Source organism: Egibacteraceae bacterium (assembly GCA_035540635.1).
In the GTDB taxonomy this organism is placed as follows: Bacteria; Actinomycetota; Nitriliruptoria; order Euzebyales; family Egibacteraceae; genus DATLGH01.
Map to the genome: position 1 here is coordinate 57,041 of DATLGH010000021.1, position 16,615 is coordinate 73,655.

General features: G+C 74.6%; 13 protein-coding genes. 2 read left to right on the forward strand and 11 right to left on the reverse strand.

Translation table 11 applies throughout. From position 1 onward, the window contains the following. Window positions 1-59: 59 nt before the first annotated feature. The 4 genes from VM324_04075 to VM324_04090 are packed head-to-tail and all read right to left on the reverse strand — an operon-like array spanning window position 60 to window position 4,861. The gene (locus tag VM324_04075) at window positions 60-1,805 is read right to left on the reverse strand and encodes a glycosyltransferase family 39 protein (protein HVL98450.1); all 1,746 of its coding nucleotides are present in this window, start codon (window positions 1,803-1,805) and stop codon (window positions 60-62) included. Between the two features lie 7 nt (window positions 1,806-1,812). After that, the gene (locus tag VM324_04080) at window positions 1,813-2,745 is read right to left on the reverse strand and encodes a glycosyltransferase family 2 protein (protein HVL98451.1); all 933 of its coding nucleotides are present in this window, start codon (window positions 2,743-2,745) and stop codon (window positions 1,813-1,815) included. Beyond that, complete coding sequence (locus tag VM324_04085) at window positions 2,742-3,950, reverse strand: oligosaccharide flippase family protein (protein ID HVL98452.1); 1,209 nt, start codon at window positions 3,948-3,950, stop codon at window positions 2,742-2,744. The genes VM324_04080 and VM324_04085 overlap by 4 nt, the downstream gene beginning before the upstream one ends. Beyond that, window positions 3,947-4,861, reverse strand: coding sequence for a glycosyltransferase family A protein (locus tag VM324_04090; protein ID HVL98453.1), 915 nt, complete (start codon window positions 4,859-4,861; stop codon window positions 3,947-3,949). The genes VM324_04085 and VM324_04090 overlap by 4 nt, the downstream gene beginning before the upstream one ends. Window positions 4,862-5,011: 150 nt before the next feature. Between VM324_04090 and VM324_04095 the strand changes: the two genes are divergently transcribed. Then, window positions 5,012-5,986, forward strand: coding sequence for a glycosyltransferase (locus VM324_04095; GenBank protein ID HVL98454.1), 975 nt, complete (start codon window positions 5,012-5,014; stop codon window positions 5,984-5,986). Continuing rightward, on the forward strand, window positions 5,983-6,921 hold the full coding sequence (locus VM324_04100) for an NAD(P)-dependent oxidoreductase (protein ID HVL98455.1): 939 nt from the start codon (window positions 5,983-5,985) through the stop codon (window positions 6,919-6,921). The genes VM324_04095 and VM324_04100 overlap by 4 nt, the downstream gene beginning before the upstream one ends. Here the strand turns inward: VM324_04100 and VM324_04105 are convergent. The 7 genes from VM324_04105 to VM324_04135 all read right to left on the reverse strand — a co-directional run bounded on the left by VM324_04105 (window position 6,887) and on the right by VM324_04135 (window position 16,352). Next, window positions 6,887-7,798: a glycosyltransferase gene (locus VM324_04105; GenBank protein ID HVL98456.1), complete on the reverse strand. Its 912-nt coding sequence runs from the start codon at window positions 7,796-7,798 to the stop codon at window positions 6,887-6,889. The genes VM324_04100 and VM324_04105 overlap by 35 nt on opposite strands. Beyond that, on the reverse strand, window positions 7,795-9,168 hold the full coding sequence (locus VM324_04110) for an exopolysaccharide biosynthesis polyprenyl glycosylphosphotransferase (protein HVL98457.1): 1,374 nt from the start codon (window positions 9,166-9,168) through the stop codon (window positions 7,795-7,797). Before VM324_04110 ends, VM324_04105 begins: the two co-directional genes overlap by 4 nt. A 54-nt stretch (window positions 9,169-9,222) precedes the next feature. Beyond that, complete coding sequence (locus VM324_04115; protein ID HVL98458.1) at window positions 9,223-11,208, reverse strand: O-antigen ligase family protein; 1,986 nt, start codon at window positions 11,206-11,208, stop codon at window positions 9,223-9,225. 88 nt (window positions 11,209-11,296) lie between these two features. Beyond that, complete coding sequence (locus VM324_04120) at window positions 11,297-12,400, reverse strand: S-layer homology domain-containing protein (GenBank protein HVL98459.1); 1,104 nt, start codon at window positions 12,398-12,400, stop codon at window positions 11,297-11,299. Window positions 12,401-12,651: 251 nt separating this feature from the next. Further along, a complete protein-coding gene (locus VM324_04125; protein HVL98460.1) occupies window positions 12,652-13,119 on the reverse strand; it encodes a hypothetical protein in 468 nt (155 codons plus the stop codon). Between the two features lie 96 nt (window positions 13,120-13,215). Then, window positions 13,216-14,709, reverse strand: a complete 1,494-nt coding sequence (locus VM324_04130) for a S8 family serine peptidase (GenBank protein HVL98461.1) — start codon at window positions 14,707-14,709, stop codon at window positions 13,216-13,218. Window positions 14,710-14,774: 65 nt separating this feature from the next. Next, window positions 14,775-16,352: a S8 family serine peptidase gene (locus VM324_04135; GenBank protein ID HVL98462.1), complete on the reverse strand. Its 1,578-nt coding sequence runs from the start codon at window positions 16,350-16,352 to the stop codon at window positions 14,775-14,777. Between the last annotated feature and the right edge of the window lie 263 nt (window positions 16,353-16,615).

The following is a 16,615-nucleotide window of genomic DNA, read 5'->3' on the forward strand; positions in this document are numbered from 1 at the left end:
TGCGGCAAAGGCCGCCGTTCGTCATGGATGGTGGAGCCGCGCCGTCGCGGCGCCCCCGGTCAAGGCGAACGTGCCCCGCAGGCCCGCGGGTTGCGGTACACCCACAGCTCACGGTCACCGGCGACGATGAAGGCGCGGTGCGGACGCCGCTCCAGCTGCTGCAGCCAGGGCTCGGCGCGGGCGGACGCCGACACGACGCCACAGCTGCCGGCCCGGGGGAAGGCGGGCATGTAGGGCCCGGCCGGGGGCAGCCACGCGGGCGGCACGCCGGGCTCGAGAACCCTGCCGGGATAGTGCCAGCCGACCCATTCGAACCCCGCGTCCACCTGCTCCGCGGGGATGCCGTGCCGAACCGCCGCCTCTCCCGCCCGCCAGCGCGCCACGTCGAAGGTGAGCTCCTCCACCACCGTGGCAAAGGCGAGGACGCCGAGCGCGACGAGCGCCGACGCGGCGGCGCGCCGACGCGTCCGCCTTCCCGGACCGCGCGCCACGAGGAGCACGGCGAGCGCCAGGGCCGGACCCCACAGGTAGCGGTCGAAGGGGAACCCGCCAATCAGCGCGTACGCCCCGAGGGCCCCCACCGACAGCAGCGCGAAGCCCGCGAGCGCGACGGCCGCCGGTGCGGGAGGGGACAGCGGCCTCGAGGCGGCCCCGGCCACCCCGGCGGCGAGCCACAGGGTGAGCGCCGCACCGGCCAGCATGGCGGCGATCACGACAGCGGCCCACACCGGCGGCGGGAACAGCACACCCCGGTTGCCGAGCAGGACGCCGTGCTCCATGGACCCGAACGGGGTGAGCGCGTTGCCGGCGAGCAGCACGGTGGGCGACGCGCGTGCCAGGTCGACGAGCACAGCTGCGAGGCCGGCGACGAGCACGGCGGCGACGGCCGCACCCGCCACGACGCGGCGTCCACCCCGGAGCCTGTCCCGCACCTCGCGCCAGTCCGCCAGGCACAGCGCCGGGATGAGCGTGAACGCGAGCGTGAAGTAGCCGGCGACGCCGAAGGCGGCGACCCGCAGCGGGGAAAGCCCGACGGGCACGTCGGGCCGGCCGCCGAGGCCCGCGCGCCACCACAGGATCGCGACCGCCGCCGCCACGACGAGCGCACCGAGGGCCGCCAGCCCCCGCAGCCGCCGGCGTTCGGCCGCCCGGGCGGCATGCACCCCGTGGGCGAGGAGCACCGCCAGGGGGGCCGCGAGCGCGAACTCGCGGATGCTGAACCCGTACACCCCCACGGTCAGCGCGGCGACGAGCCACACCCCGCGGGTCCGCGGGGGGCGCTCCAGCGCCGTCACCCCCCACAGCAGGCAGGCCACCTGGGCGGCGAAGGCGGTCGTGTCGGTCATGAAGCCCGTCGCGTACAGGGCGTAGCCGGGAAGCACGGCGACGAGGGCGGTCACCACGAGCGCTGAGGGCGGGGCGAGCAGCCGGCGGGCCAGCAGGTGGACACCGACCAGCCCGGCCGCGCCGGCAGCCGCCTGGGCGAACGTCAGCGTGCGCAGGCTGGGACCGAGCAGCGCCAGCCACGGCTGCGCGTAGAGCAGGTGGCCGACGAGCGTCATCGGACCCCAGCCGGTCAGCTCCAGCTCGCCGGTGCGGGCCAGGGTGAGCGCCGCCCGGGCGAACGCCCAGGCGTCGTTGCGGGGCACGGCGTCGGCGCCGGTGGCGAGCGTGAGGGCCAGCGGCACGCCCACGGCGGCGAGGACGACGCCGGCCACGGCCAGGCCCCCGGAGATCCGGCGCTCGGGGCGCTCGCGGGGTGCGGCGCGGGACGCGGTGCCGGCCGCATCGGCGCGAGCGGGCATCGGGTGACTATAGCCGTCCCGCCGGCCGCCGCGGCAAGGCCCACAGCACCCGCAGCGCCCGGCGGTGCTGGTCCCGCCGCAGCCGAGCGCCCTCCCTGTCACTGAACGGCGGCAGGGACCAGGCGACGAGTCGCGCGAGCTGCCCCCCGCCGAGGATCGCCAGCACGGCCGAGCGCGCGGGCACGGGCAGCCAGCGCCGGAGGAAGCGGCGCGTGGAGCGGTGGAACACCTCGACGAGGCGCGGGTCGGAAGGGCCGGCGGAGCGCCCGCGGTCGTGGGTGACCTCGGCGGCGGGCACGAGCCACGAGCGGTGCCCGGCCAGACGGGCACGCAGCTGCCAGTCGACCTCCTCCCAGTACAGGAAGTAGCCCTCGTCGAAGGGTCCCACCGACTGGAGGGTGGCCCGGGGAACGAGGAGGGAGCAGCCGCTGAGGATCGGGCCGTGCTCCTCCCGGTCGTAGGACCGCCAGCGGGGCCACAGCCGTGCCGGCCAGCGACCGACGGGGGTGGACTCCGGCACGAGGGCCTGCTCACCGAGCAGGTTCCACACCGTCGGCAGCCCGTGGCGGCTCGGTTGCAGGCGGCCGTCGGGGTAGCGCACGATCGGTCCGACGATGTCGCCGGGATGGCGCGCCGCGGCGGCGACCAACGCGTCGACGGCGGGCGGGGTGAGCACGACGTCGGGGTTGACGAGCAGGACGAGGTCGCCCGTGGAGGCCGCCGCCCCGGCGTTGACACCGGCGGCGAATCCGTCGTTGCGGTCGCGGCGGATGACGATGGCGTCGGGGACGAGCCGCCACGCGACCGCGACCGAGTCGTCGTCGGAGGCGTTGTCGACGACGACGACCTCGTCGACCGCCTCGCGCAGGGGCGGCAGCAGCGCCGGCAGGCGCGCCTCCGAGCGGTAGGTCACGACGACGGCTGACACCCGGGCGTTCACGGGGTGCCCCGTGGTTGGTCGATGGCCTGCCGCGCCCGCACGGCCCGCAGGGTGAGGGCGAACAGCGCCGCCTCGGACACGAGCGTGGCTGTCGCCGCGCCGGCCGAGGCGTACCGGGGGATGACGAGGACGTCGAGCAGGACGTTCGCCCCGAGGGTCACCGCGACCGCCGAGGTGAACGCCCGGCTGCGTTCGGCGGTGGCCAGCGCGGTGAACAGCCAGTAGGAGCCGGCCGCCGGAGCCGCCGAGAGCGCGACGGGCCACATCACGCCGGCGGCGACGTCGACACCGACCAGCCCCGGCAGGAGGGCGAGCCCCGCAACGGCGGCTACGGCGGCAGCGGCGGCGGTGGCCCCGACCACCACGACGCAACGCCGTGCGGCGACCGCGAACATGGCCGCGTCACCGGACTCCTCGCGAACGGCGGCCAGCCACGGGATCGCCGCGGCGGCCAGGGCGGCCGTGCCAAGGCCGAGGGCCTGCAACGCGAGGGCGGCCGCGCTGTAGTGCGCGACCTCGAGGTCCCCGGTGAACCAACCGAGGATGATGACGTCGACGCGGGCGAACAGCTGGCTCGCCGCTGCGGCCAGGAGCAGCGTCAGCCCCTCCCCGAGCAGACCTCGCCACGCCGTGTGGGCGCCCCGCGCCCGGACCCGCAGCCGGGCGAACGGCAGGACCGCGCAGACGGCGGCGAGCGTGCCCCAGAGCACCGCGTCGAAGTCGAGGGGCGCGACGAGGGCGAGGAGCACCGGGGCGAGGCGGGCGACGGCGAGCATGCCCTCGACGCGCGACTCCAGGCCCGAGTCCCCCAGGCCGCGGCGGACGACGCCAGCCGACGTCGCGGCGGGCCCGAGAAAGAATGCGAGGAGGAACGCCGCCTCCGCCGGCCGGGCGACGCCCACCGCGGCGGGCAGGCCGGCGAGCACGAGGGCTATGACCCCCTGCACGACCACGAGCTGGGCCGTAAGCGCGTCGGCCTGCGCGGGGTCCCGGGCTGCGCGACGGGGAGCGGCGGTCTTCAAGCCGACCTCGACGAGGACCACACCGACCATGCCGTAGGCGGAGAGCAGGCTGTAGCGACCGAAGGCCGCCGCGCCGAACAGCTGCGCGACGAGCACGAGTCGCGGGATGGCGAGGGCAGCGGCGAGGCCCCTGCCGAGGGCCAGCTTCGTGGCCTGGCGCAGGACGTCGCCGAAGGCGGTCACGGACGGTGCAGCCCCGTTGCCAGGCGGGTCAGCCGGGCCAGCGCCCACGCCGACAGCACCGCGCCGTCGGCCGGGGCGTGACGCCCACCCTTGGCGGCGGCGCCGAGAGCGACGACGCCGGCCCCGCTGGCGGCCAGCCAGGCGGCGGCCGGTCGCAGGGAGCACCGGCGCGCGGCGGACCCCCCGGCGGCGGCACCGACGACGAGCCAGGCGCCTGCGGTCGCGACGAGCGCCCGGCCACGCGGCGACGTCGCCGCCCACCAGCCCGGCGTGGAGGCGTGCCAGCGCTCGCGGCGCACGAAGGCCGCAAGGGTGCCGGGGAAGCCGTGGTGGGTGGCGCCCATGCCGGGCGCCCGCGCCAGCCGCGCGCCCGCCGCCCGCAGCTTGTGGCTGAGGTCGACGTCCTCGGCGGTGCGCCGGCTCTCCGTGAAGCCGCCGACGGTGTCGAACGGCTCACGGAGGACCATGAGGTTTGCCGACCACAGGGGCGAATCGGTCCTCGCCAGCCGCGACTCGAGCGCCGACCAGCGGCGCGCCACCCATGGCGCGCCGTCGGGCGCGCGCAGGCGGTTGCCGACCGCGTCGGCGTCGCGCAGCGCCGCGAGACCGGCCGCGAGCCAGCCGGGGTGGGCCTCGCAGTCGGCGTCGAGGAACCCGACCACCTCGGCGTCGCCGGCGGCGCGGACGCCGGCATTGCGGCGGGCGGCGATCGTCCCGCCGGCATGGTGGACCACCTCGGCGCCCGCGGCGCGCGCGAGCTCGGCGCTGCCGTCGGTCGAACCGCCGTCCACCACGATCACCTGGTCGGGTGCCGGCTCCTGGGCTAGCAGCGACGCGACGCAGCGCGCGACGGTGGCGCGCTCGTTGCGGCACGGCACCACGACGACGACGCGGGGACGGTCTGTGGTCACGTCCTGACGCATCGTTCCGATGTCGGACGTTGGCTAGAGTGACGCCTGCTCGAACGCAGCACTCCGCGAGGCGACGTTGCGCCGGCTCCCGCTGCCGTGATCGTCATGGCGACCGAGACGTCGCGACGCACGAAACCAAGGCGACGTGTGATGCAAGACTGCGAGACCCTGGCCGTCGTCATTCCGGTGTACAAGGGCGCGTCCTCCCTCCCGGCGGTGGTGGAGGAGATCATCGCACTGTCCGCCACGCTCGGAGACCGCCAGCTCGAGCTGACCGAGATCGTGCTCGTGCACGACGGAGCCGTCGACGAGTCCGCGCGGGTGATCCTCGAGCTGGAGCAGGCCTCGGCGCTCGTACGCCCCGTGTGGCTGTCGCGCAACTTCGGTCAGCATGCGGCGACGTTCGCGGGCTGCGCGAGCACGACCGCGGACTGGGTCGCCACCATGGACGAGGACGGGATGCACGACCCAGCGGCGATGACCGCCATGGTGGAGACCGCACGCGTGGAGGGCCGCGACCTCGTCTACGCGCTGTCGCCCTCGACGCCGCACAGCCGGTGGCGCGCAGCCACGAGCGCGGCGGCGAAGCGGGTCGCCGAGCGCCTGCTCGGCGTGCCGGGGGCATCGCGGTTCTCGAGCTTCCGGATGATGGACGGGCGCATCGCCCGCGCCCTCGCCGCCTATTGCGGGCACGGCGTGTTCTTCGACGTCGCGGCCCTGTGGGTCTTCTCGTCGAGCGGCACCGTCGAGCACGCTTTCCGCGCGGAGCTGCGGGAGGACACCTCGGGCTACCGCCTGCACAGCCTCCTGACCCACTTCCGCCGCCTCACCGTCACCGCCGGCGCCCGGCCGCTGCGGATCGCCGCCGGCCTTGGCCTCGTCGCGACCCTGCTCGGGTTCGCCGGCGCCCTCTACGTCGCGGTCGCTCGCCTGTCGGGTGCCCTCGTCGTCCCCGGCTGGGCTTCCGTCATGGTGGTGATGATCGGCTTCTTCGGCCTCGTGCTGTTCGTGCTGGGGGTCATGGCGGAGTACCTCAGCGCGGCGCTCGGGATGGTGAGCGGACGTCCCCCCTACCTCATCGTCGGCCAACCGCCGAGGAGCGCGCGCAGCTCGCCGCCGCGATGACGCTGGTCTCGGTGGTGGGGGCAGGAGGGCTCCTCGGCCGTGCCCTCTCCGAAGCCGCGGCCCGGCGGGGGGCCGGTCTCGTGCGCTTCACCGGGCTCGACTGGCGTGCTCCCCGCTTGGCCGCGGCCGCCATCGCCGAGGGAAGTCGTGGGGCCCTCAGCGCCGGCCCACCCCCGAGGTGGACCGTCGTCTGGTGTGCGGGCATCGGTGGCGTCGGCGCCGACGAGCACGGTCTCGACGTCGAAACCGACCTGTTGCGGCGCACGGTGCACGCGGTGCGCGCGCTCGCCGACGGGCACGCGATCCCGACGGTGTTCTCCTTCGCGAGCTCGGCCGGCGCCGTCTGGTCGGGCTCGCGGGTCGCCACCCTCAGTGAGGGCTCTCCCCCGGCCCCCTGGCACGACTACGGCCGCGCGAAGCTCGCTCAGGAGCGGGCCGTCGCCGAGGAGGTCCGAGGGTCCCCTCACCTCCGCGCCCGTCTGGCGCGCATCTCCAACCTCTACGGTGCGCAGCCATGGCAGCACGCACCGAAGGGTCTCGTCGGCCACCTCGTAGGCAACGCGCTGAAGCGGGTCCCGACGCCCATCTACGTGCCCCTCGACACCCAACGCGACTACATCCACGTCGACCACGCGGCAGGCATGATGCTGGCGGACGCGTGGTGCTCGTTCGACCGGCGAGCGGGGTCCGTCGGGGTCGACCTCGTGGCCAGCGGCCAGTCCCACACCATCGCGGCGGTGACGGCGACGCTGAGCCACGTTCTGCAGCGCCGGGTCGCGCTCATCGTCGGCTACTCCGCGCTGGCCGCGCGCCAGCCCCGGATACTCGCCTTTCGCAGCGCCTGCCGGGATCTCGCCGCGCTGAACCCCACGTCGCTGCCGGACGGGATCCGGCGGGTGGTCAACGGGCAGCTGGCCGGGACCGCTCGGGCGTGACCCGCCGCCTGCGCGCCCGCTCAGCGAGGAAGCCGACGGCGGTGGCGGCCTGCGACAACGCGAGGAGGGCCGCCACCGGCGCCGGGTGCCGCACGTCGGGGTCGGCGAAGGGCGCGCGGAGCACGCCGAGGTAGAAGCCGACCGGCTCGAGCTGGGTGAACGGCCCGCGTCCGGGGGCTCGCTGCCCGTGGAACCGCGCCGCCCCGCGGCCGTACGCGGTGTGCTGGCGGACGAACCCGCGCAGGTCCAGGTGGTGCGCGTGGTCGACGACCGCGTCGGCGACAAAGACCATCTCGCGGCCCTGCCCGGACCACCGCAGGCAGAACTCCCGGTCCTCGCCGGCGGCGTCGGGGTAGGAGGCGTCGAAGCCGCCGGCCTCCCGGAAGGCGTCGCGGGGGACCGCGATGTTGTTGGTCGCGAAGAACCGGCCCGCGCCCGTCGGTGCCCGGTAGAGGTAGCTGACGAGCGCCTGGCTCGCGGTCGCGTAGGGGTTGACCGGCAGGGCGTTGACCGTCGCGCCGCCGAGCAGCGCACCCGGGTGGGCGCGCGCCCGCTCGGCGAGCGCCGTCACCCACCCCGGCCGCGGCCGGCAGTCGTCGTCGGTGAACGCGAGGTAGTCGCCGGACGCGAGGGCCCCGCCGGCGTTGCGGGCGGCGGCCGGACCGGCGTTGCCCTGGCGGTGCACGGTGAGGGCGAGCCCCGCCGCAGCGGCACGCGCGGCGGGTGCGAGAGGCTCGGGACTGCCGTCGTCGACGACGATCACCTCGAGGTCGCGGTGGTCCTGCAGCGCGAGGGCGCGCATGCAGGCGACCAGCGCGCCGGGGCGGCGGTAGGCCGGCACGACGACGGAGAACGACGGCTGCCCCACTGGCGTCACACGCGGCGCGTGAGCACGACCCAGACGGTGCGGGCGAGGATCTCCAGGTCGAGCACCGGTGACCAGTTCACGAGGTACTGCAGATCGTGGCCGAGCTTGAACTCCGGGTCCGTGTGGTAGCGACCGTGGATCTGGGCGAGTCCGGTGATGCCGGGAGGGATCTCATGGCGACGCGAGTAGCCGGGGATGAGCTGCTCGTACTGGGCGGTGAGCTCGGGACGCTCCGGGCGGGGTCCGACGACCGACATCTCGCCGCGCAGGACGTTCCACAGCTGCGGCAGCTCGTCGAGGCGGGTGGCGCGCAGCCACCGGCAGGCCGGCACGACGCGGACGTCGCGGTCGCCGGCGAGCACCGGTCCGAGGCCGTCCTCGGCGTGGGGGTACATGGTGCGCAGCTTCACGAGCGCGAACACCCGCCCCTCGCGCCCGACGCGGTTCTGGCGGAAGAGCACGGGGGGGCCCGCCACGATCCGCACGTACGCGGCGAGCGCGGCGAGCGCGGGCAGCGTGACGGGCAGGGCGGCCACCACCCCGACGAGCTCCAGCACCCGCTTGAAGCGGGCCCGGGAAACCGGCAGGGTGTGGGTGCCGAGGGCGACGAACGGCATGCCGGCGATCTCGCGCACACCCCGCAGGCCGAGCAGGGTGTCGTGGGCACCGACCCGCTGCTGCACCCCGACGCCGCGGCGCGCGAGGGTGGTGAGCGGCTCGGGGTAGACCTCGTCGAGCATGCGGCCGGTGAGCAGCAGCACGTCGGTCGCGTCGGTGTCCTCGACGGCCTCGAGCAGGGAACCGCGGCTCCCGGTGTAGCCGACGACGATCGTGGTGCGGTCGTAGTCGCGCAGGTGGCTCCGCGCGAGGTTCACGTCGTCGGGCGGGCCGACGAGCAGCACCCGTGGTGGCCCCTCCCGCTGCACGCGCAGGCTCCGCGCGAGGTGGCGGTTGCCCGTCAGGGCGAGGGAGCCGAGCACGAGCAGGGCGACGAGGTTGGCCCGTCCGCCCGGGTAGCGGCCGACCGCGAGCCACACCGCGGCGACGAGCAGGACCGCGAGGGCGGTGAGCATCGCCACGCGCGGCAGGGCGGGCCGCACGCCGAGGCGCTGCTCGGGCTCGTACAGCCCGCCGAAGTAGTAGACGACGAGATGGATGGCGGTCGCGCCGACGAACCCCAACGCGTAGGTGCTGAGCGGGTAGGTCGGCCAGCTCGTGCCGAAGCGCACGAGGTTGACGCCGACCATCACGACGAGCAGCGCCGCAGCGTCCGCGGCCATGAGCAGCCGGAAGCCGCCCGCGCGCAGGCGGGTGAGCAGCCGGGGCTGGCCGGGTGGCGCGGGCCGACGGCCGGTGCGGGAGCCGGCGTCTCGCTTCATGGATGGCCGCAGTCTCCCACAGGCGTTCCCACAAGTCGACCGGTCCCCGCGCCGTCAGGCGAGGCGTTCGAGCGCCTGCACGGCCCCCTCGTGAGCGGGGTTGAGCTCGAGCGCACGCTCGAAGGCCTCTTTCGCCCCCTCGTCGTCGCCGTCGGCCGAGCGCGCCTCACCGAGCGCGACCCACCAGTCGGCCTGGTCGCCGCGCAGGTGCACCGCCCGCTCGAGCAGCGCGTTCGCGTCGGTGACGTCGCCCTGCGCCAACCAGTACCGGCCCACCTCGACGAGGATGATGGGCGTGGAGGGGTCGAGCTCGAGGGCGCGGGCGTACCAGTGGGCCGCCTCCTCGTGGCGATCGATGCTCACCGCGACGCGGGCGAGGTTCATCACGTTCGTGAGGCCGCGCGGGTCGCGGTCGACCGCCTCCTGGTAGGCCTCGTATGCCCGCTCCTCGAGGCCGAGCTCGTTCAGGGCACCCCCGAGCATGGAGGGGTACCGCGGCTCCCAGGGGGCGAGGTCGGCGGCGCGGCGGTAGCTGTCCGTGGCGCCGCGGGTGCTGCCCGTGGCGCTGTGGCGCACGCCGTCCATCGCCGCCGCGTCGGCGCGCAGGGGGAGCGTCGTCACCCATGCTCCGGCGAGGAGCGCGACGACGAGCCCCCCGATCACCGCCGGGGGGGCGGGTGCGAGCGGTACGGTCTTCGGCTGCGCCTTGCGCTTGCGGCCCGGCCGGGCCGCCGGCAGAGCCGGGGCGCCCGGCAGCACCCATTCCCGCAAGGGCGGCCGGGTCCCGACCGCGACGATGATCCCGGCGATGACCCAGTGCAGCGATGCGAGCGGCGGCACGTCGATGGAGACGAGCGCCTGCGCCTGGTAGGCCACCCAGGCCCCGCCGAACGCGGCGAAGAGCAGGCGCTCCTCCCCGCCCGTGCGGCGCAGTCCGCGCACGAGCGCCACGCCGGTGAGCACGACGAACGCGAGGTACGTGACGAACAGGAGCAGGCCACCGCTGGCGAGCATGTCGAGCGGGACGCTGTGGGGGGCGTCGACGGCGCGTGCGAGTCCGTCCCGGGCGGCGACCGCCTCAGGCCGGTAGGTGTGGTACCAGCCGGCGTAGTCCCCGAGGCCGAACCCCGTGAGCGGGCGGTCGCGGAACATCGCGAGGGCGACCTCCCACTTCGGCACCCGGCTTGCGAGGCTCGCGGCCGCGCCCCGGCGCACCGCGGCGAACGGGCCGCCGCCGGTGCCCACGCCGACGGCGAGCAGCCCGACCGCGGCGAGCCCGCCGCCGGCCACGCGAAGGCGGCCGACCCTCCCGCCGGTGGTGAGCAGCCACACCGTCGCGACGAGCGTGCTGCCGAGCACCGCCGCCCCGACGCCCTGCAGGGAGTTCGACGCAAAGCAGGCCCCGACGGACAGAAGCGCGAGCAGTCCGCTGCCGGCCCGCCACCCGGGGGCCCAGGTGTGGGTGAGCGCTCCCCACACCGCCAGGGGGGTGACGATGCCCAGCCAGGCGGAGAAGAAGTTCGCGTTGCCGAACGTGGCGAAGACCTGAGGGCCGCCCTCCACGGGGTTCCAGCCGTAGGGTTCGATCCCCGCCGCCTGGGCGAGGCCGTACACGCTCACGGGCACCGCCGCGGCGAGCAGGGCCTTGGCGAGGTGCGCCGGGGAGTGGTCGCGGTAGAGGCGCAGCGCGACGCCGAAGAGCACGGCGTAGACCGTGTACATGGCCAGGCCGGTGTGACGACCGGGGTGCCCGACCATGGACCACAGGGGGGTGGGCGACACGAGCGTCGCGACGAGTGCGGCGAGCAGGAACGCGCCGACCGCCAGCCACACACGGGTGACGGGCAGGACGGCACGGCGCGTGCGCGCGACGCGCACGACGCCCACAGCCAAGGTGGCGAAGGCACCGAGGGTGATGACCGTCGCCTTCGTCGTGTTGAAGACGTCGTAGGTGGCGCGGCTGAAGATCAGCGCCCCGGCGACGAGCAGGCCTGCGAGGAGCCAACGCTGCCAGCGCAGCGTCCGGGCGACGAACTGCATGGGGATGGATTCTACCCGTGTGTCCGCCGTCAGCAGGATGAAGCCCCGGCGAAGTGCCGGGGCTTCATCGCAGCGTCAGTGGCTCGCGCTAGCTGAATACGGCCGCTATGCGGCTGACCACGCCACCGAGGAGGCCGATGTCGGGCGCGACGAACTGCGTCTGCACGCTCTCCGGCGCGATTTCGAAGGCGAAGTTGACGCCGGGGTCGCCGACGGAGGCCGTGACCGTCACCGTGCCGGTCTCCACGCTCGTGTAGTCGAAGAAGGCCTGGCCGTTGGCGTTCGTCGTGGCCGTCTGCGGCACCGGCGGGATGACCGTCACCGTGCCGGTGGCCACGAACGTCACCACCACCCCCTGGACCGCCGGGCCGAGCTGGCTGAGCACCGTCGCGGTCGCCGTGGCCGTCTGGGCTATGGCCCTGGTCGGCGGCGCGTCGAGCGCGACGATGGCCGGCACGACGAGGAAGTTCAGCAGGCGGACGACGAAAGTGGCCATCTGGTCGCGTCGGGTCTCCCGGCGGGGCGCGAACAGCCCGCCACCGATGCCCTCGGCGAGCCCGGCGACCGCGGCGCCGTTCACCTTCTGGAAGTGCACGTTGCCCACCGGCACGTCGGTGAACTGCTGCACGGTCGAGTCGAACGCGTCGGGGTCGTCGGCGAACGCGTAGCCGGCGGCGCGCATGAGGAAGGTCGCCATCTGGTCACGCCTCGTGCGCAGCTCCACCCCGTACCGGTTGCCCGGAAGACCCAGCGGGCCGCCCTCGACGATGCCGGCTGCCGCGAGACGGTTGATGTTGTTGGCGTGCACGTTCGTGGCGGGCACGTCGGTGAACGTGTTGGCGGTGCCCGCCGGCAGGGCGACACCGGCCGCGTCGAGCGTCTCCGCGATGAACGTCGCCATCTGGTCACGACGTACCTGCAGACGGGGCCGATAGGTGTTGTCGGGGAAGCCCCGGACGATCTCGAAGTGCGCGGCGCAGTCGACGTTCGCCCGATGCGCGTCAGGGATGCGCGCTCGGTCGGTGAAGGCCGCAGCAGGTGCGTTGATCGGGCAGGCGTCGGTGGGATCCTCCGGCGCGTCCTGCCCATGCGCGGGGCCCACCCGCGGCAGCAAGGTGAGCATCATCGCTGCAGCGGCGAAGACGGCGAGGTAGCGCAGCAGCGCCATGCGGTCCTGGGCAGTTGCCATCATCAAGAGCTTCTCCGTTCCAGGCCGGCTGACGGCAACGCGAAAGCCCCGTCAGCTGGTCCTGGGGGATCGCGCCGGCTCGTCACTGGCCGTAGCAAGGCTGCCACCTACCTGCCCGAAGTCGATCAGGCGAAACGCCGAAACGCAAGAAATCCGTTCGGACCATCGCCTGGGATGACCGGCTGCGCGCGCTTGCCGAACCGGGCGGACTGCGCGAAGGAGGCGCCAACGCGGGCTAGCGGATGGCCCCGGCCTCAGCGCAGCAGCGACAGCGTCAGGCCGCTGTAGACGGCGAAGGAGCCAAGGAGTGCGAACAGCAGCGTCCGGGTCTGCGTGGTGACCGCGGCGAGCAGCTGGCCGCGCAGGTCGCTCTGGACGCGGTCGAAGCCGTTGTCGACACGGCCGGCGAGCATCGCAAAGCGCGCGTCGTCGAACTCCCGGCGCGCGTCGATGCGCTCGTCGATCCGGGCGAAGCCCTCCTCCATGCGGGCCTCGACCCGCTCGAAGCGGGCGTCGACCTGCTCGAAGCGGGCGTCGACCTGCTCGAAGCGGGCCATGACGGCGGCGCCGAGCTCGGACAGCTCGCGGGAGGTGACCCAGTCGCGTCCCTCCATCGCCATCACCCGTTTCATCAGCAGTGCCGCGGTGCGCTCCCCCAGGTGGCGGGCGAGGCCATCGTGCAGCTCGCGGATCTCGTCGTCGTGGTTGCGATCGTGGTCCATGATGGCTCCTGACGCCGGACGGTTCAATGCCGTCAGGATCGCAGGAGGCTGCGACAGCTCGGGCTCGCTGTCCCCAGGACCGCGGGGCCCTCGCGGCTACCGCATCGGGGTGACGGTGTTGCTCGGGGCGGAGAAGGCGCCGAGGCCGGCGCTGTTCTCGGCGGCGACGGTGAAGTAGTAGGCGGTGCCGGCCTTCAGGCTTGTCACCCGCACGCTCGTCGCGGTGCCGGCGACCGTGACGGTCCGGGCGACCGCGCCGTTGCGGGCCTGGTGGGCGCGCACCGTGTAGCGGGTGATCGGCGCGCCGCCGTCGGCGGGCGCGGTCCAGCTGACGTCGGCGGCGCTGCGCTGGGCGACGGCCCGCACGCCGCTGGGGGCGTCGGGTCGGGTGACGGTCGTCGTGGGGCCGGTGAACAGCAGGCGGTTGGGCGAGCCGGTGCCGCCATCCGTCACCACCCCGGTCGTCGTCGCGGCGAGCAGCGTCTCGCCGACCTGGGCGGGACTGGCCTGTGGCGAGGCGGCGAGCAGAAGGGCGGCGGCGCCGGCGACGTGGGGTGCGGCCATGGAGGTGCCGCTCATCGTCGCCGTCGCGGTGTCGCTCGTGTGGTAGGCCGAGGCGATCCCGGAGCCGGGCGCGAACAGGTCGAGGCAGGAACCCCAGCTCGAGTAGGTCGCCCGGGCGTCGGTGGACGTCGTCGCGGCGACGGTGAGCGCCGGACCCACACGCGCGGGCGAGGCGTTGCAGGCGTCGGTGTTGCTGTTGCCCGCGGCGACCACGTAGGTGATCCCGCTCGCGATGGAGTTGGCGACCGCGCTGTCGAGGGTCGCGCTGGCGCCCCCGCCGAGGCTGAGGTTCGCGACCGCGGGCTGGCCGGCGGGGCGGTTGGCGGTGATCCAGTCGACGCCGGCGATGACCGACGACAACAGACCGGAGCCGTCGCAGCCAAGCACCCGCACGGGGACGATGGTCGCCTCCTTCGCCACGCCGTGGCGGGCGCCGGCGACGGTCCCGGCCACGTGGGTGCCATGTCCGTTGCAGTCCTCGGTCGTGGCGCCGCCGAGCGCGTCGAAGCCCGCGGCCACGCGGCCGCCGAAGTCGCTGTGCGTCGAGCGGACGCCGGTGTCCACGACGTAGACGCGCACTCCCGCCCCGTCCTTCACCCAGCTGTAGGTGGCCGAAAGGGGCAGCGCCCGCTGGTCGACACGGTCGAGGCCCCACGGCGGGGAAGTCTGCGTGGATGACTCGAGGCGCACCCACCGGTCGGCCTCGACGCGCACGACCCGGGGGTTGGCGGCGAGGTCGCGGGCGGTGGCGGCGTCGATGCGGGCGGTGAACCCGTGCAGGGCGCGCGTGTGGAACCGCTCCGCCCGCCCGCCACGGGCGCCCACGCTGTCCACGACGGCACGCAGCGCCACGTCGGGACGCACGGTGACGATGTAGCGGCCGGGCAGGACCTCACCGGCTACCGGCGGGCGGCCGTCTACGGCCCAGGCGGGCGCCCCGGGCAAAAGCGCCACCGCAACGGCGGCGGCGACAAGAGCGGCGGCGAGGGCGGCGGGGCGGGACCCGGCCGACGAGGTCAGGGGCATCCAAGGGCTCCTTCAGCGTTGAGATACTGAAGGTGTCGGCGCGAACGCGCCCCACCTGAAGGGAACTACCAGGCGGCGGTGACGGTGTTGCTCGGGGCGGAGAACGCCCCGACGCCGGCGCTGTTCTCCGCAGCCACGGTGAAGTAGTAGGCGGTACCCCCCCACAAGCCGGGCACGCGGACACTGGTCGCGTTGCCGGAGACGGTTACCGTCGTGGTGACCCTTCCACCGAAGGCCGCCATGTGGGCACGAACCGTGTAGCGGCTGATCGGGGCACCGCCGTTGGAGGGCGCGGTCCAGGCGACGTCGGCAGCACCACTCCGGGCGACGGCGGTCACGCCGGTCGGGGCGCCCGGAACGGTCACGACCTCCGGGGGCGGGGGAGGCGGCGCCGGAGCAGGAGCGGGCGCCGGGGCCGGTTCCGTGGACGGGACAGGGTCCGCGACAGGAGCCGTCGCCGTCGCGCCGGTGAACAGCAACCGGTTCGGCGAGAGGAGACCCGCACCCGAGACCACGCCGGCCGTGGCGGCGGCGAGCAGTCGGTCATGAACCTGGGCGGGGGTTGCCTGAGGAGAGCTCGCGAGGAGCAGCGCGGCGGCGCCCGCAACGTGCGGCGCAGCCATGGACGTGCCGCTCATGGTCGCCGTGGCACTTGTGCTCGTGTGGTACGCCGAGACGACGCCGGAGCCGGGAGCGAACAGTTTCACGCAGCTGCCCCAGTTCGAGTAGGCAGCGCGCGCGTCGCTCCGCGTCGTCGCCCCCACCGTGAGGGCTGCACCAACCCGGGCCGGCGAGGTGGTGCAGGCGTCGGTGTTGCTGTTGCCGGCCGCAACGACAAAGGTCACGCCGCTCGCGATGGAGTTCGTGACGGCGGTGTCGAGGGCGGCGCTGGCGCCGCCGCCGATGCTGAGGTTCGCTACCGCCGGCTGCCCGGGGGGACGGTTGGCGGTGATCCACTCGACTCCGGCGACGACCGACGAGAGGGTGCCCCAACCGTCGCAGCCCAGCACACGCACGGGGACGATGGTCGCACCCTTCGCGACCCCGTGATGGGCGCCCGCGACCGTGCCCGCGACGTGCGTGCCGTGCCCGTTGCAGTCCTCGGTCGTCCCGGCCCCGAGCGCATCGAAGCCCGCGACGACGCGGCCTCCGAAGTCGGTGTGCGTGGCTCGGACGCCGGTGTCCACGACGTAGACGCGCACCCCCGCTCCGTTGTTCGCCCACGTGTAGGTGGCCGACAGCGGCAGCGCCCGCTGGTCGACGCGGTCAAGCCCCCAGGGCGCGAAGAACTGCGTCGCCGAAGCCACACGCACCCAGCGGTCAGCCTCCACGCTGTCGACGCGCGGGTCCGCGGCGACACCGCGGGCGGTGGCGGCGTCCATGCGGACCGTCAGCCCGTGCAGGGCCTCGTCGTGGACCCGCTCCACACGGCCGCCCTTGGACGCGAGCGCGTGGACGACCGCGTGGATCGCCGCGTCAGGACGGACGGTCACGAGGTAGCGCCCCGGGACGACGCCGCCTATGGCCGGCCCCGCGGCGGCCTGCGCCGGGGGCAGTGGCAGGAGCACGGCGGCGAGCGCGGTGGCGAGGAGCAGCGCGAGAACAGAGGCAGCACGCAAGGGCGCCGAGCGGTTGACGGGCATGTGCGGAGGTCCTTCAGCGTGGGGTGGCGGCGGACGCTGAAGGTGTCGGCGCGAGAGCGCTCAGCCTGAAGACGCGTGAAGCGATTTGCGCTGACCGCAGGGACCCTTGCGACACAGGCTCGTCGCACGTATCCGTGGTGCTGGTGCGGGGGCCAAGGGCTCGGCCGGACGACGAGGCGCTGGCCCCCTCGGTGGGCCACCGACCACCCCCATCGTTCACAAGCGCCGGAAAGCAGCGAGGCCCCGGTCCGTGGGGACCGGGG